The organism is Novosphingobium beihaiense (genome assembly GCF_022832375.1).
Taxonomy (GTDB): Bacteria; Pseudomonadota; Alphaproteobacteria; order Sphingomonadales; family Sphingomonadaceae; genus Novosphingobium; species Novosphingobium beihaiensis.
This window is the reverse complement of record NZ_JALHLG010000007.1, coordinates 22,726-47,122: the sequence shown is the minus strand read 5'-3', so window position 1 is coordinate 47,122 and position 24,397 is coordinate 22,726. Positions and strand designations below refer to the sequence as shown.

The 24,397-nt window shown below is 64.7% G+C and carries 22 protein-coding genes; 17 read left to right on the top strand and 5 right to left on the bottom strand.

All coding sequences use genetic code 11. The features are described from left to right. Positions 1-18 precede the first annotated feature (18 nt). The 4 genes from MTR66_RS07040 to MTR66_RS07025 form a co-directional block, all read right to left on the bottom strand. Positions 19-477, bottom strand: a complete 459-nt coding sequence (locus MTR66_RS07040) for a Dps family protein (RefSeq protein WP_243919141.1) — start codon at positions 475-477, stop codon at positions 19-21. Between the two features lie 87 nt (positions 478-564). Then, on the bottom strand, positions 565-1,125 hold the full coding sequence (locus MTR66_RS07035; RefSeq protein ID WP_243919139.1) for a hypothetical protein: 561 nt from the start codon (positions 1,123-1,125) through the stop codon (positions 565-567). A gap of 45 nt (positions 1,126-1,170) precedes the next feature. Further along, the gene (locus MTR66_RS07030; RefSeq protein WP_243919137.1) at positions 1,171-1,923 is read right to left on the bottom strand and encodes an HAD-IIB family hydrolase; all 753 of its coding nucleotides are present in this window, start codon (positions 1,921-1,923) and stop codon (positions 1,171-1,173) included. 124 nt (positions 1,924-2,047) lie between these two features. Further along, positions 2,048-3,427 carry a mechanosensitive ion channel family protein gene (locus tag MTR66_RS07025; protein ID WP_243919135.1) on the bottom strand — a complete coding sequence of 460 codons (1,380 nt, stop codon included), beginning with the start codon at positions 3,425-3,427 and terminating at the stop codon, positions 2,048-2,050. Between the two features lie 187 nt (positions 3,428-3,614). Here MTR66_RS07025 and otsB point away from each other — a divergent pair, with 187 nt between their 5' ends. The 8 genes from otsB to MTR66_RS06985 all read left to right on the top strand — a co-directional run bounded on the left by otsB (position 3,615) and on the right by MTR66_RS06985 (position 13,529). Then, on the top strand, positions 3,615-4,415 hold the full coding sequence (gene otsB, locus MTR66_RS07020; RefSeq protein ID WP_243919133.1) for a trehalose-phosphatase: 801 nt from the start codon (positions 3,615-3,617) through the stop codon (positions 4,413-4,415). Beyond that, positions 4,412-6,241: a glycoside hydrolase family 15 protein gene (locus MTR66_RS07015; protein WP_243919130.1), complete on the top strand. Its 1,830-nt coding sequence runs from the start codon at positions 4,412-4,414 to the stop codon at positions 6,239-6,241. Before otsB ends, MTR66_RS07015 begins: the two co-directional genes overlap by 4 nt. Before the next feature lie 64 nt (positions 6,242-6,305). Then, entirely contained in the window at positions 6,306-7,718 is a 1,413-nt protein-coding gene (otsA, locus tag MTR66_RS07010; RefSeq protein WP_243919129.1) for an alpha,alpha-trehalose-phosphate synthase (UDP-forming), read from the top strand. A 227-nt stretch (positions 7,719-7,945) separates the two neighbouring features. Continuing rightward, complete coding sequence (locus tag MTR66_RS07005; RefSeq protein WP_243919127.1) at positions 7,946-8,200, top strand: hypothetical protein; 255 nt, start codon at positions 7,946-7,948, stop codon at positions 8,198-8,200. A gap of 162 nt (positions 8,201-8,362) precedes the next feature. Beyond that, positions 8,363-9,367: a UDP-glucose 4-epimerase GalE gene (gene galE, locus MTR66_RS07000; protein WP_243919125.1), complete on the top strand. Its 1,005-nt coding sequence runs from the start codon at positions 8,363-8,365 to the stop codon at positions 9,365-9,367. Between the two features lie 457 nt (positions 9,368-9,824). Further along, the gene (locus tag MTR66_RS06995; RefSeq protein WP_243919123.1) at positions 9,825-10,838 is read left to right on the top strand and encodes an NAD-dependent epimerase/dehydratase family protein; all 1,014 of its coding nucleotides are present in this window, start codon (positions 9,825-9,827) and stop codon (positions 10,836-10,838) included. A gap of 78 nt (positions 10,839-10,916) precedes the next feature. Continuing rightward, positions 10,917-12,227: a UDP-glucose dehydrogenase family protein gene (locus MTR66_RS06990; protein ID WP_243919121.1), complete on the top strand. Its 1,311-nt coding sequence runs from the start codon at positions 10,917-10,919 to the stop codon at positions 12,225-12,227. Positions 12,228-12,416: 189 nt separating this feature from the next. Next, positions 12,417-13,529: a GGDEF domain-containing protein gene (locus MTR66_RS06985; protein WP_243919119.1), complete on the top strand. Its 1,113-nt coding sequence runs from the start codon at positions 12,417-12,419 to the stop codon at positions 13,527-13,529. A gap of 30 nt (positions 13,530-13,559) precedes the next feature. Here MTR66_RS06985 and MTR66_RS06980 read toward each other — a convergent pair whose 3' ends face one another. Then, the gene (locus tag MTR66_RS06980) at positions 13,560-13,760 is read right to left on the bottom strand and encodes a hypothetical protein (protein WP_243919117.1); all 201 of its coding nucleotides are present in this window, start codon (positions 13,758-13,760) and stop codon (positions 13,560-13,562) included. A 205-nt stretch (positions 13,761-13,965) separates the two neighbouring features. Here MTR66_RS06980 and MTR66_RS06975 point away from each other — a divergent pair, with 205 nt between their 5' ends. From MTR66_RS06975 to dnaA, 9 genes are all read left to right on the top strand, one after another. Beyond that, positions 13,966-14,412, top strand: a complete 447-nt coding sequence (locus MTR66_RS06975) for a MarR family winged helix-turn-helix transcriptional regulator (RefSeq protein ID WP_243919116.1) — start codon at positions 13,966-13,968, stop codon at positions 14,410-14,412. Positions 14,413-14,502: 90 nt separating this feature from the next. Beyond that, on the top strand, positions 14,503-15,399 hold the full coding sequence (locus tag MTR66_RS06970; protein ID WP_243919114.1) for a LysR family transcriptional regulator: 897 nt from the start codon (positions 14,503-14,505) through the stop codon (positions 15,397-15,399). Positions 15,400-15,491: 92 nt separating this feature from the next. Next, positions 15,492-15,956 carry a formate dehydrogenase subunit gamma gene (locus tag MTR66_RS06965; RefSeq protein WP_243919112.1) on the top strand — a complete coding sequence of 155 codons (465 nt, stop codon included), beginning with the start codon at positions 15,492-15,494 and terminating at the stop codon, positions 15,954-15,956. Next, positions 15,953-17,506: an NADH-ubiquinone oxidoreductase-F iron-sulfur binding region domain-containing protein gene (locus MTR66_RS06960; protein ID WP_243919110.1), complete on the top strand. Its 1,554-nt coding sequence runs from the start codon at positions 15,953-15,955 to the stop codon at positions 17,504-17,506. The genes MTR66_RS06965 and MTR66_RS06960 overlap by 4 nt, the downstream gene beginning before the upstream one ends. Positions 17,507-17,682: 176 nt before the next feature. Beyond that, complete coding sequence (fdhF, locus tag MTR66_RS06955) at positions 17,683-20,538, top strand: formate dehydrogenase subunit alpha (RefSeq protein ID WP_243919108.1); 2,856 nt, start codon at positions 17,683-17,685, stop codon at positions 20,536-20,538. Between the two features lie 26 nt (positions 20,539-20,564). Further along, a complete protein-coding gene (locus MTR66_RS06950; protein WP_243919100.1) occupies positions 20,565-20,795 on the top strand; it encodes a formate dehydrogenase subunit delta in 231 nt (76 codons plus the stop codon). A gap of 121 nt (positions 20,796-20,916) precedes the next feature. Next, positions 20,917-21,732, top strand: coding sequence for a bifunctional DNA-formamidopyrimidine glycosylase/DNA-(apurinic or apyrimidinic site) lyase (gene mutM, locus MTR66_RS06945; protein ID WP_243919098.1), 816 nt, complete (start codon positions 20,917-20,919; stop codon positions 21,730-21,732). Positions 21,733-21,927: 195 nt separating this feature from the next. Continuing rightward, positions 21,928-22,188 (top strand): 30S ribosomal protein S20, encoded by a 261-nt coding sequence (gene rpsT, locus MTR66_RS06940; protein WP_243919096.1) that lies wholly within the window; start codon positions 21,928-21,930, stop codon positions 22,186-22,188. Between the two features lie 540 nt (positions 22,189-22,728). Continuing rightward, positions 22,729-24,162: a chromosomal replication initiator protein DnaA gene (gene dnaA, locus MTR66_RS06935; RefSeq protein ID WP_243919651.1), complete on the top strand. Its 1,434-nt coding sequence runs from the start codon at positions 22,729-22,731 to the stop codon at positions 24,160-24,162. The last annotated feature ends 235 nt before the right edge of the window (positions 24,163-24,397 follow it).

Below are 24,397 nucleotides of genomic sequence, written 5' to 3'. Positions count from 1 at the left end.
CCCGCCGTCACGAAATGGTCAGGCCATAATTTCCCGCAGGAACCACGCGCGCTGTTCGGCCTGGTCGGTCCAGTCGTCGATAATGCCGTCGGTGGCATTGTCGCCCGCTTCGCCCGCCAGTTCCTTGACCGATTTGAGCGTGGCCACGAACGCCGTGTTATCCTCGAACAGCTGCTTGACCATCGCCATGGCATCAAGGCGCGCATCGTCCTCGTTGCGGATCGTGGTCTTGGCGGCGATCGAACCGATCGAGGTCATCGTCGTGCCGCCCAGCTTGCGCACGCGTTCGGCGATAAGATCGGTGAGCCCGAAAACCTCGGTGGCGTGGGTGTCGAACAGCAAGTGCAGATCGTGGAACTGCGGGCCACGCACGTGCCAATGGAAGTTCTTGGTCTTCAGGTACAGCGCGAAGCTATCCGCCAGCAGGCCGTTCAGGCTGTCGATCAGGGCGGCTTTGGAATTGTCCTTGGAGGTCATGATGGCGTTTCCCTCTGTTGTGTCTCGTAAACACGCTCTACCGCATAAAACGCCGATTATAAGAGTTTGTTCGACTGAATTTTTCGATCAGAGAATCCCGATTTGCGAAAGAAATAACACCAGCGCCGCGATCGCGAGCAAACCGCCGGCAGTCCGCCGTATCCAGCGCACGGCGGACATTCCGGACACTTGCGGGAAAGCCCAGGCGGCCCCTGCCAGCACGGCGCCGCCCAGCACGCCCGCCGCGCCCGATGCGATGGGCGCGGCCAGGCCGACCCCCATGCCGAAAATCAGAAACCGCGCGGCATCGGTCACTTGCTGCGCCAGCAGGACCAGCGCCAGCGCCCCCAGCGAGCGAGTCGGCTCGCGCGGATCGTCCCGCCGGGGGGCCAGCGCCAGGGATTCCAGCCCCGCCAGACCCAGCGCCATGGCCGCAAAGACCATGCGCGCCGGCGGCGGCAGTTCCGCCAGCACGGCATGCGCGGCCCACGCCGCCAGCAGCGCGGTCAGCACGGCCGAGACCAGCGCCACGATCAGCACGCCGGGCCGCGCGCCTTGTGCCCGCGCAAGGCCTGCGATCGTCATCTGGCCGCGCGCGCCGATCCCGGCGAGCAGGACGGCAATCAGCGTCAGATAGAAAGCGGGCATCGCGATCGTTCCTGTGCGGAGCCCTGCTGCCGAGGCAGACCGCGCTCAGCCCGCCTTCTGGCAGGCAACGATAGCGGCGATCACATTCGCGGTATCGGCCGGATCGCGCACGCAGATCGTATCGAGCCCCATCGCCTTGGCCGGATAGTCGTTGCCGCCGGGGAAGATCGCATCGCCGATGAACAACATGTCCGCTTCGGCCACGCCGCTGTGTTCGGCAAGGCGCTTCAGGCCCCATGCCTTGTCGACGCCCGGCTGGGTTACGTCCACCGATGTCGCGCCGCCCAGATTGACCGAGACGCCCGGCAGGCGCTGGATCAGATCGGCCTGTATCACCTTGCGCTTGGCGAAATCGGGATCCCAGACTTCCTTGGCATGAAGCGGGGCCTGCTGGCCCAGCGCGGAAAAGGTGATCTGGCTGCCGCGATCCTCGATCCGCTCGCCCCAGGTTTCTTCCGGAGTGAAGCCCGTAGCATCGAGCGCGGCATCGAAAGCTTCCAGAATCTCGCGCTTCTGCTCTTCGGTGAAAAGTTCGGCATAGACCGGCGTCCAGGCCTCTTCACGATGGACGAAGAGCTTGGCGCCGCTGGTGGGCATCATCCACAGGCGCGAAAGATCGGCGTGCGCGGGCAGGCGGCTGGCCACCTGCTTGTCGAACTGCGGCCAGTCTCCCCCGGAAATGACGGCGACCTGGGCAACGGTCAGAAGTTCGGCCATCAGGTCCGCCATCTCGTCCGTCAACGGCTGCTTGCTCAACGCCAGCGTTCCGTCGAGATCGAACGCCACAATCTTCTTCATGTATACCCCTTCAAGAAATACTGGCCGCAGCAGCGCGGTATGGGGACGCTGCATCTGCCGCCCGCATCGAATTATTCATAGCTTGCGTCATTTACATGGCAAGGCATCAGCGGGATTACCCCCGTCAGGTATCCCCTTGCCGGGACGGCACCCTGCTTTGATGCGTTCCGCCGGAAACGCAAGCGTCCAGCCGCGCAAGATCGGCACCGCCCGGCTGCTGGAACAGCCGGAGCCCGAATTGCGGCAGGATCGCGATAAGATGATCGAAGATATCCGCCTGGATCGCTTCGTACTCGCCCCAGTCCGCGGTATTGGTGAAGCAATAGATTTCCAGCGGAAGCCCTTTTTCAGTGGGTTCAAGCTGACGCACCAGCAAGGTGCCGCGCTTGGAAATGCGCGGATGCACCTTGAGATAGGCTTTGACATAGGCCCGGAACGTCCCGGCATTGGTCGGCCGCCGCCGGTTCGCCGGGCGGTCCTCCTCCCCCTCGCCATAGGCATGCGCGGCATTCCAGACTGCCAGTTCCTGCTCCTTGGCGTCCATATAGGGCCGCAGGATCGCAAAGGCGCGCAAATCGTCCCATTGCTGGCGCGACAGAAAGCTGACCGTGGTCTGATCCAGCAGCAGCGGCCGCTTGATCCGCCGCCCGCCCCATTCGCGCATGAAACGCCAGTTGCGGTAGGAATCGGAGATCAGCTTGTGCGTGGGAATGGTGGTAACGGTCTTGTCGAAATTCTGCACTTTCACGGTGTGCAGCGCGATATCGATCACATCGCCATCGGCATTGAGCTGCGGCATCTCGATCCAGTCGCCCACGCGCAGCATATCGTTGGAGCGCAGCTGCACCGAAGCGACCAGTGACAGGATCGTGTCGCGAAAAATCAGCATCAGCACTGCGGCCAGCGCGCCAAGCCCGGAAAGCAGCAGGAACGGCGACTGGCCGATCAGCGTGGCGGTGATCAGAATGGCCGCCGCGGCATAGACCACGATCTTGCCGACCTGCACATAGCCCTTGATCGGGCGGCTCGCGGCATCGGGTTTCAGCTCATAGGCGTCGTTCGCCAGTTCCAGCAGATCGCTCAGCGCGCGCGCGAGCGTGAAGACGACGAAAGACTGCGCCACGACCTGCACGAACAGCACGAACCGCTCGGGCAACCCGGCAACGAGCGGAATGCCCTGCAGCAGGATCACGGCCGGCACCACATTGGCCAGGTGCGTTACCAGCGAACGCGCGTCAGCAGCCTCGTTGCGCAGCGGCGTGCGTGCGATGATCTCCGTCACCGGCCGGATCACCAGCTTCTTCGCCAGCCAGTTGGCAAACCAGCCCAGCAGAACCAGCCCCGTGACGGAAAGCACGCCGCTGACAAGACCGCCCTCGAAAGCACCGGCCCGGGTCAGCACCCCGTGCGCATCGTCGAAAATCGAGATCTGTGCCTCCTGAAGTGATGGCCCGCATGGCCTTTGGCAGGCGGGCACAATGGCGATGGCGCCGGGGGTTTTCAACCATATGCCCCGTGCGGCAGCGCACCTTGCGCCATTCGATCGCCCCGGCCCGCCGCGCCCGCGCCCCGGCGCCGCCCCCATTCTGCGCCCCTGCGACAGCCCGCCGCAGCGCGATTTCGCAGCTGCGGCATTTTCGTGCAGCCTTGGGGGTGGCCATATCCCGTCCGATGGTGCAAGACTGCCTGCAATGACCGACCCGAGCGACGATACCTCGCTGGCGGAACACGGCGCCGAACCGCGCGATCTGCCACAACCGCCCCCCCTGCGAATTTCGCCGCAGACCTCGCTTTTTCTGGACTTCGACGGCACGCTTGTCGACATTGCTGACCGCCCCGATGCCGTCGTCGTCGCAAGGCAACTGCCCGGCCTGATCGAAGCGCTCTCGCAGCGCCTGGACGGACGCCTCGCGCTTGTCAGCGGGCGTTCGCTGGATGCGCTCGAAACCCTGCTCGGGCCGCTCGGCGTAGCCATGGCCGGATCGCACGGCGGCGAGTTCCGGCCCGCGGCAGGCGGCGAAGTCTACCCTCTGGCCGATCCCCTGCCCGGCAGCATCGTCGAAGACCTCACTGGTTTCGCACTGGCCAATGGCGGGTTGCTGGTGGAGCCCAAGCCGTTCAGCGTTGCCGTGCACTACCGTCATCATCCCCATGCCCGGGACAACCTGCTGGCCCGCGCCGAAGATTTGGCCGCTATGCACGGCCTCAAGATGAAACACGGCAAGCAGGTGATCGAACTGGTCATGCCGGGGTCGGACAAGGGCAGCGCTGTCGCCCGCTTCATGGATCTGCCGCAATTCTCCGGCACCGCGCCGCTTTTCGTGGGCGACGATGTGACCGACGAGGATGCGTTCCGCGCCGTCATCCGTTTCGGCGGCAACGGCATTCTGGTCGGGGCGATGCGCCCGACTGCCGCCACCTGGCGTCTCGCGGGCGTCGCCGCCGTCCACGACTGGCTTGCCGCGGCGCTTGAGGAGAAGACCAAGGCATGAGTTCGCCCGATCGCAACGGCACCCATCACAGCTCTCTGGAACTCTGGCCGATCGGCAATTGCCAGGTCAGCGGGCTGATCGACGAACGCGGCGCGATCGTCTGGGGCTGCGTGCCCCGGGTCGATGGCGATCCCACGTTCTGCGCGCTGATGCGCGGGCAGGACGGGCAGGACGCGGGCACCTGGCGCTTCGAACTGGAAAACCAGGTTTCGGTCAGCCAGCACTACATGCGCAACACGCCGATCCTCGTCACCCGGCTGGAGGATGCCAGCGGCGGTGCGGTCGACATCTACGATTTCTGCCCGCGCTTCGAACGCAGCGGCCGCACCTACCGCCCGGTCGCCTATGCGCGCGTGGTGCGCCCCGTTGCCGGGTCGCCGCGCATCCGCACGGTGCTGACCCCGATGAGCGGTTACGGCACTGAGCTGGCGCAGATCACCCACGGCTCGAACCACATCCGCTATCTGGTCGAGCGCAACACCTTGCGCCTGACCACCGATGCACCGGTCGGCTACGTGCTCGATGAGCGCTTTTTCCGGGTCGAACGTTCGCTGCATTTCTTCCTCGGCCCCGACGAGCCGTTCACCGGCAATGTCGAGCACGAGCTGGACACCATGCTCCAGCTCACCAGCAATTACTGGCACTTGTGGGTGCGCAGCCTGGCCACGCCGCTGGACTGGCAGGACGCGGTGATCCGCGCCGCGATCACGCTCAAGCTGTGCCAGCATGAGGAAACCGGCGCGATCGTCGCCGCGCTCACCACCTCGATCCCCGAAGCGCCGCATTCGCAGCGCAACTGGGACTACCGCTACTGCTGGATCCGTGACGCCTACTACACCGTGCAGGCGCTCAACCACCTCGGCGCGCTCGACGTGCTGGAAAAGTACCTCTCCTACTTGCGCAACATCGTCGACGATGCCGAAGGCGGGGCGATCCAGCCGCTCTATGCCGTCAGCGGCGCGCGCGAGATCATCGAATGGGAAGCCAAGGATCTGCCCGGCTATCGCGGCATGGGGCCGGTGCGCGTGGGCAATGCCGCCTACTATCAGGTGCAGAACGACTGCTACGGGCAGATCGTGCTGCCTTCGATCCAGGCCTTCACCGACCAGCGCCTGCTGCGCATCGCCAACATGGACGATTTCGCCAGCCTTGAAAAAGTGGGCGAAATGGCCTGGCAGACCCACAACCAGCCCGACGCGGGCTTGTGGGAACTGCGCACCCGCACCGCCGTGCATACCTATTCCAGCGTCATGAGCTGGGCCGCTTGCGACCGCCTGGCCAATGCCGCCGAGCGCCTGGGCCTGTCGGAGCGAGCCAAGCTATGGCGCGAGCGGGCGGACACTGTGCGCGAGAACATCGACGAAGGCGCCTGGTGCAGCGTGGAGGGGCACGAAGCGGACGGGCACTATGCCGCCAGCTTCGGCGGATCGGAACTCGACGCCAGCTTGCTGCAGATGGTGGAGCTGCGCTATCTGCGGGCCGAAGAACCGAAGGCCCGGGCCACGCTCACGGCCGTGCAAAAGGCGCTACGGCGCGGCGAGCACATGCTGCGCTATGCCAACGAGGACGATTTCGGCCTGCCCGAAACCGCCTTCAACATCTGCACGTTCTGGCTGATCGAGGCGCTCCACCGCAGCGGCGACGACGAAGAGGCGCGCCGCCTGTTCGAAGCGATGCTGGGACACCGCACCAAATCGGGGCTTCTGTCGGAAGACATGGATTTCGAAACCGGCGAACTGTGGGGGAACTTTCCCCAGACCTATTCGCTGGTCGGTATAATTAATTGCGCCGGGCAATTGTCCCGGTCGTGGCGGGACTGGCGCTGACGCCCGTCAGGCCGGGGGCAATCCGGGGCCGCGCCGCGAGCTGGGCCGCACAGGGGATACAAGAATGAGCAGGCTGATCGTTATTTCGAACCGGGTCTCCGTACCCAAGGCCGCCGGCGCCGCGGGCGCGCAGGGCGGCCTTGCCGTGGCGCTCAACTCAGCCCTGCGCGAACACCGCGGCATCTGGTTCGGCTGGTCCGGGCAGGAGACCGAGGAGTTCAACGGCCATCTCAACATGCAGCGGATCGACGATGTCACCACCGCGACGATCGACCTCGAACCGCAGGATATCGACGAATACTACAACGGCTATGCCAACCGCACGCTGTGGCCGCTGTTCCACTACCGGATCGATCTGACCGAATACGACCGCAACTTCGGCGAGGGCTACGAACGGGTCAATGCACGCTTCGCCGATTCGGTGCTGCCGCTGATCGAGCCCGACGATCTCGTCTGGGTGCACGACTATCACTTGCTGCCGCTCGGCTCGATGCTGCGCCAGAAAGGAGTGAAGAACCGCATCGGCCTGTTCCTGCACACGCCATGGCCACCCGCGCGGCTGCTCGTCTCGCTGCCGTTTCATGAACGGCTGGTCGGCTCAATGCTCGAATACGACGTGATCGGCTTCCAGACCGAGGAATGGCTGGGCAGTTTCCTGCACTATGTCGAAAAGGAGATGGGTCTTTCCGTCAACAAGGACGGGACCATCGATTACGACGGGCGCCGTATCGTCGCCCGTGCCTTTCCGATCGGGATCGACTACGAGGAATTCGTGGAAGGCGCGGAGAGCGCCGAGGCGCTGGAAGCCTATGAGCACCTCAAGGCCAGCGTGCGCGGCCGCAAGGTGATGATCGGTGTGGACCGGCTCGACTATTCCAAGGGACTAGGCGAACGCTTCGAAAGCTTCGGGCGGTTTCTGGGCGACTATACGGATCTCGCCAGCAAGGTGGTGCTGCTGCAAATCGCGCCGCCTTCGCGGGGGGACGTCGCCAGCTACCAGCAGATCCGCGAAGACCTGGAGCGCAAGACCGGGCACATCAACGGCGCCCACGCCGATGTCGCTTTCGTGCCGATCCGCTACGTCAACCGCGGCTACCCGCGCCGCCAGCTCGCGGGCTTCTACCGCGCGGCCGATATCGGCCTCGTCACCCCGCTGCGCGACGGCATGAACCTTGTCGCCAAGGAATATGTCGCGGCGCAGAACCCGGAATATCCCGGTGTCCTCGTCCTTTCGCAATTTGCAGGCGCGGCGCTGCAACTGACCGACGCGCTGCTGGTCAATCCGCACTCGATCGAGGATGTCAGCGAAGCGATCAAGCGTGCGCTCGACATGCCGCTGGCGGAACGGCGCAGCCGCCACGAAAAGCTGCTGGCCTCGGTGCGGGACGAAGACGTCGTGTTCTGGCGCGATGAATTCGTGAAGGCCCTGTTCGGTGAGGGGACCAGCGGCACCAGCCCGCAAAAAGAGGTCGCCTGACGGCAGCCCTCCGGCGTCCGGCAGTGCCGGTTCGCCGCTCTTGCGTAGAAACCGGTTCAAGCTTTTGTCAGCATTGGTCATGCAATGAACACTGGCTTGAAACCGTTCTGACCTTTAGAGCGCGTAAAGGAGAGGACGCGGGGCTCTGGCTCCGCCCGCCAGACGGCACAAGCCGCGGCGGTATACTGATTGGAAGGGTCCGGCTGATCCCGGACACATGAATGCCTATGGCAACGATATTGTACGGCGAGTGCATTGGCCCGCAGGAAACCGCGAAAGTCCGTATTTCGGACCTCGCGGATCAGGGCTGCGATCTGGAGACCGACGCGTTCTGCGCCGTCAGCGATGGCGACGTCTCCCTGTGGATCGGCGCTGTCGGCCCGTTCCATGCCAGCGCCACCCGCAAGGATGCCAGCCACCTCGCCCTGCGCTTCAAGGAACCGATCGACGGCCGGATCGTCGAACATTTCCGCCGAGGCTGAACCCCACCCTCCCGTTTTTTTTCCAATCGCTCCCTCTTTTGCCCCGCACCAGGCGTGGACGCAGACCGCCCGGTTGGATAAACGGTTGGGAAACAGTGCTGTCAGGCCGCCATGGCCATGACAGCGGCCTCGTTATGCGCCAGGGAGCAGTCTGCCCAAATCATGAATACCAAACTCCCCGTTCTCGTCACCGGCGGCGCCGGATATATCGGCAGCCACGCCGTTCTCGCCCTCAAGGATGCCGGCTGGCCGGTGGCGGTGATCGACAACCTGAGCACAGGCTTCCGTTTCGCCATTCCCGAAGACGTGCCGCTCTATGAAGGGGATATCGAAGACGCGGACCTGCTCGCGCGGATCTTCGCCGAGCAGAAGATCGGCGCGGTCATGCATTTCGCCGGGTCGATCATCGTTCCCGAATCGGTCGAAAACCCGCTGAAGTACTATCACAACAACACCGCCAAGAGCCGCGCGCTGGTGGATGCCGCCGTGAAAGCGGGCGTGAAACACTTCATTTTCAGCTCGACCGCCGCGACTTACGGCATCCCCGAAGTTTCGCCCGTCACCGAAGACAGCCCCAAGGCCCCGATCAATCCCTACGGCATGTCCAAGCTGATGACCGAAATCATGCTGGGCGACGTGGCGAAGGCCCATCCGTTCAATTTCTGCGCGCTGCGCTACTTCAACGTCGCGGGCGCCGATCCGCAGGCCCGCACCGGCCAATCGACGGCAGGCGCAACCCATCTGATCAAGGTCGCGGTCGAAGCGGCACTGGGCAAGCGCAGCCATGTCGGGGTGTTCGGCACTGATTTCGACACGCCTGACGGCACCGGCGTGCGCGATTACATCCACGTTTCGGACCTCGCAAACGCCCATGTGCTCGCGCTGGAAGCCCTGATCGAAAATCCGGACCAGTCGCTGACCATGAATTGCGGCTACGGACGCGGCTTCTCGGTGCTCGAAGTGCTCGATGCGGTCGACCGTGTCACGAACCGGACGATCGACCGGCGCATGGAAGGCCGCCGCGCGGGCGACCCGGACTCGCTCATTTCCGACAACAGCCGGATCAAGGCAACCGTCCCTTGGGTGCCACGCTACGCCGACCTGCCCACGATCGTCGAGCACGCACTCGCCTGGGAGCGCAAGCTGACCGAAATCCGCGGCGCATAAGCGCACGTTCCGCAAAAGACCGAAGCACGAGCCCCGCCCCCGCGCGGGCCCGGTATCCGCGCAACGGCTGAAAGCAATGGCGCGCCGCAACGGCTCGTCCGGAATTCGTCCCCTCCTGCCTTGCGGCACCGCTCCCCGTTCAGCGACGCTAAACTGACACAGGCGCATGTTACCTGCCGCGCCGCAAGCCCGGCGGGACCGTCCTGCCCTGCCCGGCCCCGAGATATTCCGCCCCTGAAGCCGTGCGTAAATCCGCACGCGCCGGGGCGGCCCGAGGTGACCGTTCCCGCATACCGGCCACACCGCCGGAAGCGGGAACGCGGAGCGGGTACAGGAGGGGCGTGTCCCTCTCTCCTGTACCCGCTTCGCATTTCCACCGGATCGGAAAATGCTCTAGGGCTCGTTCGCGCGGAAGCCGCCTGTCCGGACGCAAACAGGCCGCAGATCTGGAGAATTCATGCTTCAAAACGATTCGACGGTGCTGGTAACAGGCGCGGCGGGCTTCATCGGGGCTGCGGTCTCCGAAGCCCTGATGGCTCGCGGCCAGCCGGTGATCGGCATCGACAGCATGAACGATTATTATCAGGTCTCGCTCAAGCAGGCCCGGCTCGACCGTCTGGCGGCGCGGTTCGGCAACCTGTTCCATTTCCGCAAGCTGGACTTTTCCAGCATGGAAGCGCTGAGTGATGCGCTTGGCGAAACCGGGTTCGAAGCCATCGTCCACCTCGGCGCGCAGGCAGGCGTGCGCTATTCGCTCGAAAACCCGCAGGCCTATGTCTCCGCCAATCTGGCCGGGCACGTCAACATGCTCGAACTGGCGCGCGCACGCGGCGTGGCGCATATGGTCTATGCCAGCTCCAGCTCGGTCTATGGCGGCAATACCAAGCTGCCCTTCGCGGTGGAGGACCGCGCCGACCACCCCGTCTCGCTCTACGCTGTCACCAAGAAGGCGGACGAACTGATGAGCGAGACATATGCCCATCTCTTCCGCATCCCGCTGACCGGCCTGCGCTTCTTCACCGTGTACGGCCCCTGGGGCCGCCCTGACATGGCGATGTGGAAGTTCGCCGAGCGCATTCTCTCGGGCCGCCCGATCGACGTTTACAACCATGGCGAGATGCAGCGCGACTTCACCTATATCGACGATATCGTCGGCGGCGTGCTGGCCTGCCTGGACCGGCCGCCGCTCGACAACGGCGAGGAAAAGGCAGGCGGCAGCGTCAAGCCGCACGCGCTCTACAACATCGGCAACAACAAGCCCGAACAGCTGATGCACCTGATCGAACTGCTCGAACAGGCGTGTGGCCGCAAGGCACAGCTCAACCTGCTGCCCATGCAGCCGGGCGATGTCCCCGCGACTTATGCCGACATCGCCGCCCTCACCCGCGACACCGGCTATGCCCCCTCGACATCGCTCGACGTAGGCGTGCCTCGCTTCGTCGAATGGTTCCGCACTTATCACTCAATGTGATGATCATACGGGATGGGATTGGACCTGACCGCATTTGCCGCCTAAAGGCAGGGCGGGTTTCGACCGAATGAGGTTTTCATGAAGATTGCAATGGTGGGCTCTGGCTATGTGGGGCTGGTATCCGGGGCGTGCTTTGCCGATTTCGGTCACGATGTGGTCTGCATCGACAAGGACCAGTCGAAGATCGACCGGCTGCACGAAGGCGTCATGCCGATCTACGAGCCCGGGCTCGACGCGCTGGTTGCCAGCAACGTCAAGGCAGGGCGGCTGTCCTTCACCACGGACCTCGCCGAAGGCATCAAGGGGGCCAGCGCGATCTTCATCGCCGTGGGCACGCCTTCGCGCCGCGGGGACGGGCACGCCGATCTTTCGTTCGTCTATGCCGTCGCCCGCGAAGTGGGGGAAAGTCTTTCCAACGACGCCGTGGTCGTCACCAAGTCGACCGTCCCGGTCGGCACCGGCGATGAAGTGGAGCGCATCCTCAAGGAAAGCGGCACGCCCCACCGTGTGGCCGTCGTCTCGAACCCCGAATTCCTGCGCGAGGGCGCCGCGATCGGCGACTTCAAGCGCCCGGACCGCATCGTCATCGGTGCCGAGGACGAATTCGGCCGCGAGGTCATGCACGAGGTGTACCGCCCGCTGTTCCTCAACGAATCGCCGATCCTGTTCACCTCGCGGCGCTCGTCCGAGCTGATCAAATATGCAGCCAACGCCTTCCTCGCGACCAAGATCACGTTCATCAACGAGATGGCCGACTTGTGCGAGAAAGTGGGCGGCAACGTGCAGGACGTGGCCCGCGGCATCGGCCTCGACGGGAGGATCGGCGGCAAGTTCCTTCACGCAGGGCCCGGCTATGGCGGCTCGTGCTTCCCCAAGGACACGCTGGCCCTGCTCAAGACCGCCGAGGACTATGAAAGCCCGGTGCGGATCGTCGAGGCGGTGGTCAAGGTCAACGACCTGCGCAAGCGCGCGATGGGCCGCAAGGTGATCGAAGCGCTCGGTGGCGCCGATGCCGCACGCGGCAAGCGCGCCGCTCTGCTTGGCCTGACGTTCAAGCCGAACACCGATGACATGCGCGATTCCCCAGCAATCGCCATTGCCCAGACCCTGGCCGATGCGGGCGTTTCGGCGGCCGCCTACGATCCGGAAGGCATGGAACTGGCAAAGCCGCTCATGCCCGAAGTGGAAATGGTCTCCGATCCCTACGCCGCGATCGACGGCGCCGATGCCGTTGTGATCGTGACCGAATGGGATGCCTTCCGCGCGCTCGATCTCGACCGGGTCAAGGCGCTCGCCAAGGCGCCGGTGCTGGTGGATTTGCGCAACATCTACCAGCCGGACATGGTTCGGGAAGCAGGCTTCGCCTATACGTCCGTCGGCCGCAGCTGATCCCGCCCGGCAAGGCAGTCGGCAGGCACCGCGCCTGCCGCTGCCAATTAGCTGACGCAGGCAATATACGGTTTTCTTTCAGCCTGTTGCCGGTTGGAAACCGCGCTGTACGGCGCAAAACAGCCACAAATTGCCTAACGCCCACGCGGCAGGGTATGCTCGGCGATCCTATCTAAGAGGATCGGACAATTGCCCGCTAGTAGCATCGAGTCCCTGATCGAGCGGGTCTATGTGGAACAGGTTCGCAGTCTCTACCTGCATCTGCTGCCTGCCATCGCCATGTGGGCCGCATTCGCCATCACGTTCTGGCTGGCCTACAGCCGCGCGCCGGAACCCGGCTGGCTGGTGCTGGGCGGAGCCGGGCTGGCGGCCAGCGCACTGCGCATCGGGATTACCCTCTACTACCGCGACCTTGCCCTGACCGGCCCGCTTGACCGCACGCAAGCCCGGCGGCTGGAAATGCTCTTTTCGATGCCTTACTTTCTTTTCGCCGTGCTGCTCGGCATTTTCGGCCTGCTGGTTTTCCGGTCGCCAGCGCCGGAAATTCACATGCTTACGATCTGCGTCATTGTCGGCTTCTGCGCAGGCACGGCGACGAACTGCGGCCTCAGGCCCCGGCTTGCCATAGCCAGCATCCTGGTTTCCGTTGGGCCGCCGATCCTGGTTTCCGCCTTCCGCCCCGATCCCGCCTATCTGGCCATGGCCTTTATCGCGACGTCGTTCGTGCTGGGCGGAACCCGCTGGATCATGGTGCGCTACACCGCCGCCAAGGCGGAAATCGGGGGGCGGCTGGTCTCGATTTCCCTCGCCCGGCGCGACACGCTGACCACACTGCCCAACCGGCTGGCGCTGCAGGAGTATTTCGACGAGCGGGCCGCGCTGATTTCCCCCAACCAGCCGATCGCGATCCACTACCTCGACCTTGACGGGTTCAAGCCTGTCAACGACCGGTACGGACACGCAGCAGGCGACGCGCTGCTGCTTGCCGTGGCCGACCGCCTGCGCAGCGCGATACGCAGCGGCGACCTTGTCGCCCGCCTCGGCGGCGACGAGTTCGCGATCATACAGTTCGGCCTCCACCACGCTGATGAAGCCGCCCTGCTCGCCCGGCGCATTGGCGCCACGATCCGGCAGCCGTTCGATATCGAAGGCCAGACCATCGGCATATCGGCCAGTATCGGCACAATAGTCAGCCATGACCGTAACCAGAAGCTGGATTCGCTTTTGAGAGCCGCGGATGCCAGGCTTTACGAAGTCAAGCAGGCCCGGGGACCGTCAGACATGCTTGCCTTGACGGCATGATACGAAGAGCGCTCCTGCGCCCTTGCTATCTCAGGTCCGCGCGGACTGCTGCTGACTATCCAACCCGGTAACCGCGCCTTCTTCCAGAGCGAAATGCGCGGCCTGCAGCGCCGTTGCGGCGTGTACGGCCGGGAACGTGAGGCCGAGGCGGTCATAGAGGGACACGACCTGGTCCAGAACCGTGATCGACGCTCGAAGCGCGTCTTCCGGGGAGTTCGCTTTTGAGAACATGAGTCCCACTTCCATCTGAATCGAAATTCTCGTTTGAGGTCAATCTAACGCACTAGGAATAAGAGCCTAACGGATTTTCCCGGCGCTCTCCGGAAAGATACCGCGCGCAATCCTTCTCATAGGAAAAATACGTAAATTTTGGTTCCAAAACGGATTAAAGTTGGTCTATTAACGCAGAGGTTACACGGCCGCATAAGGGGTGCAGATGGATAGAAACACGTTCACCGAAGATCCACCCTTCGGCTGTCTCGAACGATCAGCTCCACCTGCGGACTCTCACACTCCAGAATATACGTTAACAAACTTCCCTAAAAATAGTAAAAATACAAGAGCAATCGCCCATAAGCTCTATCAGACAAGACGAATGCGAGAGCAGGTGTTCTCGGAAGGACTCTTCAGCGACCCTGCGTGGGACATTTTGCTTGATCTCTACATGGCGGAAGAAGAGCAAAAGAAGATATATATCACCAGTGCCTGTCTCGCCGCAGGTGTCCCCACATCGACAGGACTGCGCTGGATCACTATTCTGATCCAGAATGGATATGTTGAACGGCACAACGACCCTTCGGATGCCAGACGCTCGTTCCTCCGCCTCACCGGCACGGCCCGCCACGCGCTGGAAACGGTGCTTGGGCAGCTCTGCAACGGCTGATCCCGCCCTGCCCTGAGACCACCAGGGCCGTATTCCCTTCGCGCCACGGGATGATAGGCTGCGTCTATTACTTCGAAAACGGATGCGGACATGCAACTCAGGGCCTTGCGCTATTTCGTAACACTGGCGCGCGAACAGCACTTCGCCCTGGCGGCGGAAGCTTGCGGCATCACCCAGCCAACGCTGTCCTCCGCACTGGCCGCACTCGAAACCCAGCTTGGCAAGCGCCTTGTCGAGCGGGACCGGCGCTATATCGGCCTGACGCCGGAAGGACAGGCGATGCTGCCCTGGGCGCAGCAGCTGCTCGCCGCGCACGAAAGCATGGTCCATGCCGTGGAAGCGCAAGCCGGGCCGCTGCACGGGGAGTTCCGGCTCGGCGTCATACCCGCAGCCATGCCCGAGGCCGGCCGCTTCGCCGAAGCCCTGCTGCGCACCCATCCCGGCATGACGATCGCCGTCCGCTCCCAGACCTCGCGCGGGATCGTGCGCGCTATCGATGCGTTCGAGATCGATGCCGGGATTACCTATCTCGACCACGAACGCCCGGCCAATGTGATCAGCGTGCCGCTCTATACGGAAACCTATGTCTTCGTGACTGCACGCGGCGGTGCCAGCCCGCCGCCGGGGCACGTATGCTGGCAGGACGTGGCGCGCCATCCGCTGTGCCTGCTGCACCAGGGCATGCAGAACCGGCGCATTATCGACGAGTTGATGCACGATGCCGGCATTGCCGCCGCCCCCCGGGCCACCGCCGATAGCTATACCGCGCTGCTGGCCATGGTGCGTTCCGGCGGCCTGGCGACGATCATGCCCGAACGCCATACCGGCCTGATCGAAGGCGCAGGCTGGGCCAGCGTGCATCCGCTGGCCACCGCAAGGCCCGTCAGCCGCATCGGCCTGATCGCCGGAGACCGCACGCCGCTGGACCCGATGGCCGCCGCCGCGCTGGGATGCGCCCGCGCCATCGCCGAACTGCCTGTTGATTGACAGTTTCTATCAGGCATCGCTCTTATCAATTTGACCACTCCCGGCCGATGCCGCAGCGTGACAGCAAAGAGAAGAGCGCCCTGGCAGACCCTATGACAGACCTTTCCGAGATTCAGGCCGTTATCGACGGTACCGTCCACGCCACCACGCGCGGCGCCCTGCTCCCGCTGCTGCATGAATTGCAGGAAGCATTCGGCTTTATCGCCCCCGCCGCCGTGCCGCTGATCGCGGGCGCCCTCAACCTCAGCCGCGCCGAAGTGCACGGGGTCATCAGCTTCTATCCGGATTTCCGCACCGAGCCGCCCGCCCGCCACGTGGTAAAGCTGTGCCGCGCCGAAAGCTGTCAGGCGCGCGGCGGCGCGGCGATCGAGGCGGCGCTCGCGCACCGGCTCGGCGTGGCCATGGGCCATGCCCGCAAGGACGGGCAAGTGGCGCTGGAGCCGGTCTATTGTCTGGGCCTGTGCGCCATCGGCCCCAATGCGCTTGTCGATGGCCGCCCGGTGGCGCGGATAGACGGCGAGGCCGCGGCCCGGATCGCCAGCGAGGTGGAAGCATGACGCGCGTCTTCGTCAGCAAGGACATGGCTTCGGTCGCGCTCGGCGCGGACGATGTGGCGGAAGCTTTCGCGCGGGCGGGCTGCGAAGTCGTGCGCACCGGCTCCTACGGTCTTTTCGCCATCGAGCCGCTGGCCGAAGTGGAAACCGCCGAGGGCCGCGTGGCTTACGGCCCCATCGGCCCCGAAGACGTGGCCGCCGTGCTCGACGGCAGCCACCCTGCCCGCATCGGCGCGATCGCGGACCATCCGTTCTTTTCGAACCAGCAGCGCTTCACGTTCGCCCGCTGCGGCGTGACCGATCCGCTGAGCCTTGCCGACTATGCCGCGCATGGCGGCTGGAAGGGGCTGGAGGCCGCCCATGCCCTGCCCCCGCAGGCGGTAGTGGACGCGGTCAAGGCCTCGGGCCTGCGCGGGCGCGGCGGGGCGGGCTTTCCCACCGGCATCAAGTGGCAAACCGTGCTCGATGCGGCGGCGGACGAGAAATTCATCATCTGCAATGCCGACGAAGGCGATAGCGGCACGTTCGCCGACCGCATGCTGATGGAAGGCGATCCCTATTGCCTGATCGAAGGCATGGCGATTGCCGGGCACGCGGTGGGCGCGAGCCACGGCTATATCTATATCCGCAGCGAATATCCTTTCGCCATAGAGGCCATGCGCGCGGCGATCCGCCGTGCCGCCGGGCGCATCGCCCCCTTCACGCTGGAAGTGCGCGTGGGCGCGGGCTCCTATGTCTGCGGCGAGGAGACCGCGCTGCTCGAATCGATTGAGGGCCTGCGCGGCGAAGTGCGCGCCAAACCGCCGCTGCCCGCTATCGAGGGACTGTGGGGCCGGCCCACCGTGATCAACAATGTGCTCAGCCTCGCCGCCGTGCCTTTCATCCTCTCCGAAGGGGCGCAGGCCTATGCCAATGTCGGCTTCGGCCATTCGCGCGGGACGATCCCGGTGCAGATCGCGGGCAATGTGAAATATGGCGGGCTGCACGAGATCGGCTTCGGCGTGACGCTGGGCGAACTGGTCCACCAGATCGGCGGCGGCACCGCCAGCGGGCGCCCGGTGCGCGCGGTGCAGGTGGGCGGACCGCTCGGCGCCTATTTCCCGCCCGCGATGTTCCACCTGCCCTTCGATTACGAGGCCTTCGCCGCGGCGGGCGGGCTGATCGGCCATGCCGGGATCACCGTGTTCGACGATACGGCGGACATGGCCCGGCTCGCCCGCTTCGCCATGGAATTCTGCGCCGCCGAAAGCTGCGGCAAGTGCACGCCCTGCCGCATCGGCTCCACACGCGGCGTTGAACTGATAGACCGCATCGTCTCCAAGGCCCCGCGCGCGGCAGGCGCGGCCGAAACGCTGCCGCAGCTGCGCAACGCCCGCACCGCCGCGCGCACGCACGAGGAGGAAATCGAGCTGCTGCGCGATCTGTGCGAGACGATGAAGCATGGCTCGCTCTGCGCACTGGGCGGTTTCGCACCCTACCCGGTGCTGAGCGCGCTCGATCATTTCCCCGAGGATTTCGGCGGCGCTGAAACGCTGACCGAAGCGGCGGAGTAGTATGATGGAAGCGCGCGTTCCCTTTGTCGCCACTCGTCGCCCCCGCGAAGGCGGGGGCCCCGCTTTTCTCCTCTACGCCACGATAGAAAGCGGGATCCCCGCCTTCGCGGGGATGACGGGATTGCGGGGATGACGGAATTAGGAATGCACACTTCGGATTCAGGTGAGTAGAACAGATGACATTCACCCGCGAAAAAGACTTCGGAACGCCCGAAAAGACCGGCGAGACCGTATCGCTCACCATCGACGGCCAGCCGGTCAGCGTGCCCGCCGGAACCTCGATCATGCGCGCGGCGGCGATGGTGGACACCGCGATCCCCAAGCTCTGCGCCACCGACAGTCTCGAAAGCTTCGGCTCGTGCCGGATGTGCCTGGTCGAGATCGAGGGGCGCAAGGGCTATCCCGCGTCCTGCACCACGCCGGTCGCGCCGGACATGGTGGTGCGCACCGAAACCGATAAGCTGCGCAAGCTGCGGCGCGGGGTGATGGAACTCTACATCTCCGACCACCCGCTCGATTGCCTGACCTGCTCGGCCAACGGCGATTGCGAATTGCAGGACGTGGCCGGTTCGGTGGGCCTGCGCGATGTGCGCTTCGGCTATGAAGGCGCCAGCCACCTCGACGGCTGCAAGGACGAGAGCAATCCCTATTTCACTTTCGATCCGGCCAAGTGCATCGTCTGCTCGCGCTGCGTGCGCGCTTGCGACGAAGTGCAGGGCACGCTGGCGCTCACGGTCGATGGACGCGGCTTTGCCAGCAAGATTTCCGCCAGTCAGGACGTGGGCTTCCTGCCGTCCGAATGCGTCTCATGCGGGGCCTGCGTGCAGGCCTGCCCGACATCGGCGCTGATCGAGAACACCGTCATCGAAAAGGGCACGCCGGACCGTGCCGTCGTCACCACCTGCGCTTATTGCGGCGTGGGCTGCACCTTCCGCGCGGAGATGCGCGGACAGGATCTGGTGCGCATGGTGCCGTGGAAGGAAGGCAAGGCCAACCATGGCCATTCCTGCGTGAAAGGCCGCTTCGCCTGGGGCTATGCCCAGCACCGCGACCGCATTCTCAACCCCATGGTGCGCGATTCGGTGGACGAACCCTGGCGCGAGGTGTCCTGGGACGAGGCCATCGCCCGCGTCGCGTCCGAATTCCGCCGCATCCAGAACGCCTATGGCACCCGCGCCATCGGCGGCGTGACCTCCAGCCGCTGCACCAACGAGGAGACGTTCCTCGTCCAGAAGCTGATCCGGCAGGGCTTCGGCAACAACAATGTCGATACCTGCGCGCGGGTGTGCCACTCGCCCACCGGCTATGGCCTCAAGACCACCTTCGGCACTTCGGCAGGCACGCAGGATTTCGACAGCGTGGAGCAGGCCGACGTCATCCTGGTGATCGGCGCCAACCCGACCGACGGGCACCCCGTCTTCGGCAGCCGCATCAAGAAGCGGCTGCGGGAAGGCGCGAAGCTGATCGTCGTCGATCCGCGCCGCATCGATCTCGTGCGATCCCCGCATATCGCCGCCGCGCATCACTTGCCGCTGCGGCCGGGCACCAATGTCGCGCTGCTCACCGCCATGGCGCATGTGATCGTCACCGAAGGGCTGGTGAACGAGGCCTATATCCGCGAGCGCTGCGACACCGATGCCTATGCCGAATGGGCCGCCTTCGTCTCCGAGCCCGCCCGTTCGCCAGAAGCGATCGAGGACCTGACCGGCGTGCCCGCCGCCGATCTGCGCGCCGCCGCCCGGCTCTATGCCACGGGCGGGAACGGGGCGATCTATTACGGGCTCGGCGTCACCGAGCATTCGCAGGGCTCCTCCACCGTGATGGCCATTGCCAACCTTGCCATGGCGACGGGCAACGTCGGCAGGCCCGGCACTGGCGTGAACCCGCTGCGCGGGCAGAACAACGTGCAGGGCTCGTGCGACATGGGCAGCTTCCCGCACGAGTTGCCCGGCTACCGCCACATCGCGGACAGCGCCACGCGCGCGCTGTTCGAACAGGACTGGGCCGTCACGCTCGATCCCGAGCCGGGCCTGCGCATCAACAACATGCTCGATGCGGCGACAGACGGCACGTTCAAGGGCATCTTCATCCAGGGCGAGGACATTCTCCAGTCCGATCCCAACACCACCCACGTCGCGGCGGGCCTTGCGGCGATGGAATGCGTGGTGGTGCAGGACTTGTTCCTCAACGAGACCGCCCGCTACGCCCATGTCTTCCTGCCGGGATCGACCTTTCTGGAAAAGGACGGCACCTTCACCAATGCCGAACGCCGCATCCAGCGCGTGCGCAAGGTGATGGAGCCGAAGAACGGCCCCGATGGAAAAGGATATGCGGACTGGGAAGTCGTCCAGCGCGTGGCGCAGGCGATGGGGCTGGACTGGCACTACACCCACCCCGCGCAGATCATGGACGAGATCGCGCGGCTGACCCCGGCTTTCGCAGGCGTGACATACGATCTGCTGGAAGCGCGCGGCTCGCTGCAATGGCCGGTGAACGGCGCCGCGCCCGAAGGCACCCCGACGATGCACGCCGATCACTTCGTGCGCGGCAAGGGGCTGTTCGTGGTGACCGACTATGTGCCGACCGACGAGCGCACCGGCCCGCGCTTTCCGCTGCTGCTCACCACCGGGCGCATCCTCAGCCAGTACAATGTCGGCGCGCAGACCCGGCGCACCGCGAACGAGGCCTGGCATGCCGAGGACCGGCTGGAGATCCACCCCCTCGATGCCGAGAACCGGGGCATCCGCGACGGCGACTGGGTATCGCTGCGCAGCCGCGCGGGCGAGACCACCTTGCGCGCGCTGATCACCGAGCGGGTGGCACCCGGCGTCGTCTATACGACTTTCCACCACCCGGACACGCAGGCCAACGTCATCACCACGGACTTTTCCGACTGGGCCACCAATTGCCCCGAGTACAAGGTGACGGCGGTGCAAGTGGCACCGTCCAACGGCCCGTCCGAATGGCAGATGCAGTACCGCGCGCAGGCCGAACAGAGCCGCCGCATCGAACCAGCCGAACCCGCGGAGTAGAGGATTCTATGGAAGGAACCGGGGCCATGATGAGCACCGACGAGCGCCTTGCCTACATGGCCGGACAGATCCTGCGCAATTTCGCCGTGAAAGGGCAGGAGGCAGCGATAGCGGCCACGGTGGACCATATCGTCCAGTTCTGGGATCCGGGCATGAAAGCCCGCGCCGTGGCCATGCTGAGCGATCCTGACGCCGCGCTGCCGGAGGACGTGCGCGCGGTCTTCGCCCGGGTCCAGAAGGATTCCGCGCCCGCGTAATGTCAGGACTCGTTACCGGGAAGGCATGTAGCCCTCTCCCCTTGAGGGGAGAGGGTTGGGAGAGGGGATCGTACGCTCTCCCCGATGACAGGCGGTGCCGATCCGGCTAACCCGGTGGCCGATGCCAGAACTCCCCGAAGTCGAAACCACCGTGCGCGGCCTCGCCCGCTTTCTCGAAGGCGAGCGAATCGCGCGCGTGCAGGTGAATCGGCCGGACTTGCGCCGCCCCTTCCCGCCCGATCTGGTCCAGACGCTGACCGGCGCGCGCGTCACCACGATGGGGCGGCGCGCCAAATACGGGCTCATCCATACCGACCGCGAGCGGACCATGGTGTTCCACCTCGGCATGTCGGGCCGCTGGCGTATCGAGCCCGAGCGGCCCGAAAAGCACGACCATCTCGTGCTGGAGACCGAATCGGGCCATGTCCTCGCTCTCAACGACGCGCGGCGGTTCGGCTCGGTCGATCTGGTGGAGACGGACGGTCTCGAAAGCTGGGGACCGTTCGCCGGGATGGGCCCCGAACCGCTCGGCCCGGACCTGACGCCCCGGCACCTGAAACAGGCCTTTCAGGGCCGCACCGCCCCGGTGAAGCAGTTGCTGCTCGATCAGGCGATCGTGGCCGGGCTCGGCAATATCTACGTCTGCGAAGCGCTGTTTCGCGCGGGCATCCGTCCGGACAAGGAAGCCGGGCGTGTTTCGCGCCCTGCCCTCGCCCGGCTGGTGCCCGCGATCCAGCAGGTGCTGTCCGAATCGATCGCGGCAGGCGGCTCGACGATTCGCGACTATGCGCAGCCGACCGGCGAACTGGGTTACTTCGCCGCCTCCTGGCAGGTCTACGGACGCGAGGGAGAGCCGTGCACGACTTGCGGCGCGCCGGTGCTGCGCTTCGTCCAAGGCGGGCGCAGCACCTTCTGGTGCCGGCAATGCCAGAGGTAGCCGGCAGAAACGATTCCGGCCCGAAAGCGGCGGCCAAAGGCGGCAAACCAGCGGAAACGAGCGGGTTAGCGCATCGTCTGCGGGTTGACGCAGGCACCGCTCACCGCTAAGGGGCGCGCTTTCCGGCGAGTCCGCTCGCCTCCCGCAGATTCGTTTAGGTAGGGGCCGCACGGTCGGCCAGACAGAGGAAATTCGATGGCCAATACGCCGCAAGCCCGCAAGCGCATCCGTCGCAACGAGCGCCGTGCCCTGATCAATACCAACCGCATGAGCCGCATCCGCACTTTCGTGAAGAAAGTGGAATCGGCCATCGCCGGCGGCGACAAGAGCGCTGCCGCTGCCGCGCTGAAGGAAGCCCAGCCCGAGCTCGCTCGCGGCGTGGCGCGCGGCGTCCTCCACAAGAACACGGCCGCGCGCAAGATGTCGCGCCTGACCAAGCGCGTTTCCGCGCTCTGAGTCGCACGCCGATTCGGCTTTCGGGGCAGATCCAAACATCTGTCCCGGGCACGAAACAGGAACGGAGCCGGAGAGGCAATCTCCGGCTCCGTTTCGTTTTCCGCTGCATTGCAACACGAATTGCTACAAATCCGTGAAAACGCTGCGATTCGCAGCACCGCATTGCGGAAGACGTTGTTTTAAAAGCATAAATTTAATTTTTCGGCGGAAGCCCGCAGTCATGCGTGTGTCAACGGCCAAAAATATTTTTATTTGGCGCAGACCATATTGCGCGCTGGCGAAACCCCTCCCAAAAGGGACGCCGGCCTTCGCGGAACTGGCCGGGGAAACATCGATAGCTTGAACATCCACAGCCGCAAACGCTGTTTGCGGCGCAAGGGCTTTTTTGTCCGTTAAGGTATGGGCGCCATCGTGGGGAACCAGCTCCGCCAGGGTTTGCTTGGGGTCACACGAACAAGGGGGTTCGCGCGGGTGTCAGGGTCATCAACAGGTCAAAACGCTGGTTCAGCGAACAGGAAGTCTAAGGCGGTGCGTGCAGTGATGGAAGAGGATCAGGAAGCCGTGAATCTGGCGGCCGACTGGGCGGATATTAGCCAGGGCCTGCGCAAGGACCTGGGCCATCAGGTCCACAGCCAGTGGATCAAACCGATTCAGCCGGGCAACTATTGCAAGGAAACCGGCACGCTGGACCTCTACCTGCCGACCGAATTCTCGGCGAACTGGGTGAACGACCGCTTCGCCGACCGCCTCTCGCTGGCATGGAAGATCGCCCGGCCCGACGTGCGCCACGTGCGCATCCTCGTCCACCCCGGCCGTCGCCAGCTTCCCGAACTGCGCCTGGGCAGCGGCGGCCGCCCGAGCAGCGCGCCGGCCAACGATTCGGCCCACGGCGGCAGCAATTCGCTTTCGGCCTCGGCCCCCGGCGAATCGTTCACGGCCCTGGGCCAGGGCCCGGCCAGCATCGATGCCTCGCAGACTTTCACTTCGTTCGTGACGGGCACGGCCAACGTTCTGGCGTTCAACGCCGCGCAGCGCATGGCCGCCAACGAAAAACCCCAGTTCTCGCCGCTCTACCTCAAGGCCGCGACCGGCCAGGGCAAGACGCACCTGCTCCACGCGATCGGCCACGCCTATCTGGCGAATCACCCGCATGCGCGCATCTTCTACTGCTCGGCCGAACGTTTCATGGTCGAGTTCGTGCAGGCCCTGCGCCAGAACCAGATGATCGAGTTCAAGGCCCGCCTGCGCGGCTTCGACCTGCTGCTGGTGGACGATATCCAGTTCATCATCGGCAAGGCTTCGGCACAGGAAGAGCTGCTCTACACGATCGATGCGCTGCTGGCGGAAGGCAAGCGCCTGGTCTTTGCCGCGGACCGTGCGCCGCAGGCGCTCGACGGGGTTGAGCCGCGCTTGCTCAGCCGCCTGTCGATGGGCCTTGTCGCGGACATCATGCCCGCCGACATCGAACTGCGCCGCTCGATCCTCGAAAACCGGCTGACGCGCTTCGCCTCGATCGACGTGCCTGCCGACGTGATCGAGTTCCTCGCCCGCACGATCAACCGCAACGTGCGCGAGCTGGTGGGCGGCCTCAACAAGCTGATCGCCTATGCCCAGCTCACCGGCCAGCAGGTGTCCCTGCAACTGGCCGAAGAGCAACTGACCGATATCCTTTCGGCCAACCGCCGCCGGATCACGATCGACGAGATCCAGCGCACGGTCTGCCAGTTCTACCGGATCGACCGGACCGAGATGAGTTCCAAGCGCCGCGCCCGCGCCGTCGTGCGCCCGCGCCAGGTGGCAATGTACCTCGCCAAGGTACTCACCCCGCGCTCCTATCCGGAAATCGGCCGCAAGTTCGGCGGACGCGATCACTCCACCGTGATCCATGCGGTGCGCCTGATAGAGGAGCTGCGCACGCGCGACGCCGATATGGACGGTGACGTGCGCTCGCTCCTGCGCCAGCTCGAAAGCTGATTTCTCCCCCGGTTATCCGGGGGCTATCCACGGGGTTTACCACAGGGCCTGCGCGGCGGCTTCCGCTTCGCAGGCCCTGTTTCGTTGTGGTGCCCCGCCCGTGCCTCCTACCCGCGCCGGACATGAAAAGTAAAAGTGCCAATTCCAGAAATACAATCGATTTACCTGCACAATATCTGCCTTTCTGGCTGTAAATCTTAACACTTTGATAAGCGCATACCGATACTATTAGGCA

Coding starts and splice junctions, on each gene's coding strand:
- MTR66_RS07040 (WP_243919141.1), bottom strand. CDS start 477: ATGACCTCCAAGGACAATTCCAAAGCCGCCCTGATCGACAGCCTGAAC.
- MTR66_RS07035 (WP_243919139.1), bottom strand. CDS start 1,125: ATGCCCGCTTTCTATCTGACGCTGATTGCCGTCCTGCTCGCCGGGATC.
- MTR66_RS07030 (WP_243919137.1), bottom strand. CDS start 1,923: ATGAAGAAGATTGTGGCGTTCGATCTCGACGGAACGCTGGCGTTGAGC.
- otsB (WP_243919133.1), top strand. CDS start 3,615: ATGACCGACCCGAGCGACGATACCTCGCTGGCGGAACACGGCGCCGAA.
- MTR66_RS07015 (WP_243919130.1), top strand. CDS start 4,412: ATGAGTTCGCCCGATCGCAACGGCACCCATCACAGCTCTCTGGAACTC.
- otsA (WP_243919129.1), top strand. CDS start 6,306: ATGAGCAGGCTGATCGTTATTTCGAACCGGGTCTCCGTACCCAAGGCC.
- MTR66_RS07005 (WP_243919127.1), top strand. CDS start 7,946: ATGGCAACGATATTGTACGGCGAGTGCATTGGCCCGCAGGAAACCGCG.
- galE (WP_243919125.1), top strand. CDS start 8,363: ATGAATACCAAACTCCCCGTTCTCGTCACCGGCGGCGCCGGATATATC.
- MTR66_RS06995 (WP_243919123.1), top strand. CDS start 9,825: ATGCTTCAAAACGATTCGACGGTGCTGGTAACAGGCGCGGCGGGCTTC.
- MTR66_RS06990 (WP_243919121.1), top strand. CDS start 10,917: ATGAAGATTGCAATGGTGGGCTCTGGCTATGTGGGGCTGGTATCCGGG.
- MTR66_RS06980 (WP_243919117.1), bottom strand. CDS start 13,760: ATGTTCTCAAAAGCGAACTCCCCGGAAGACGCGCTTCGAGCGTCGATC.
- MTR66_RS06975 (WP_243919116.1), top strand. CDS start 13,966: ATGGATAGAAACACGTTCACCGAAGATCCACCCTTCGGCTGTCTCGAA.
- MTR66_RS06970 (WP_243919114.1), top strand. CDS start 14,503: ATGCAACTCAGGGCCTTGCGCTATTTCGTAACACTGGCGCGCGAACAG.
- MTR66_RS06965 (WP_243919112.1), top strand. CDS start 15,492: ATGACAGACCTTTCCGAGATTCAGGCCGTTATCGACGGTACCGTCCAC.
- MTR66_RS06960 (WP_243919110.1), top strand. CDS start 15,953: ATGACGCGCGTCTTCGTCAGCAAGGACATGGCTTCGGTCGCGCTCGGC.
- fdhF (WP_243919108.1), top strand. CDS start 17,683: ATGACATTCACCCGCGAAAAAGACTTCGGAACGCCCGAAAAGACCGGC.
- MTR66_RS06950 (WP_243919100.1), top strand. CDS start 20,565: ATGATGAGCACCGACGAGCGCCTTGCCTACATGGCCGGACAGATCCTG.
- mutM (WP_243919098.1), top strand. CDS start 20,917: ATGCCAGAACTCCCCGAAGTCGAAACCACCGTGCGCGGCCTCGCCCGC.
- rpsT (WP_243919096.1), top strand. CDS start 21,928: ATGGCCAATACGCCGCAAGCCCGCAAGCGCATCCGTCGCAACGAGCGC.
- dnaA (WP_243919651.1), top strand. CDS start 22,729: ATGGAAGAGGATCAGGAAGCCGTGAATCTGGCGGCCGACTGGGCGGAT.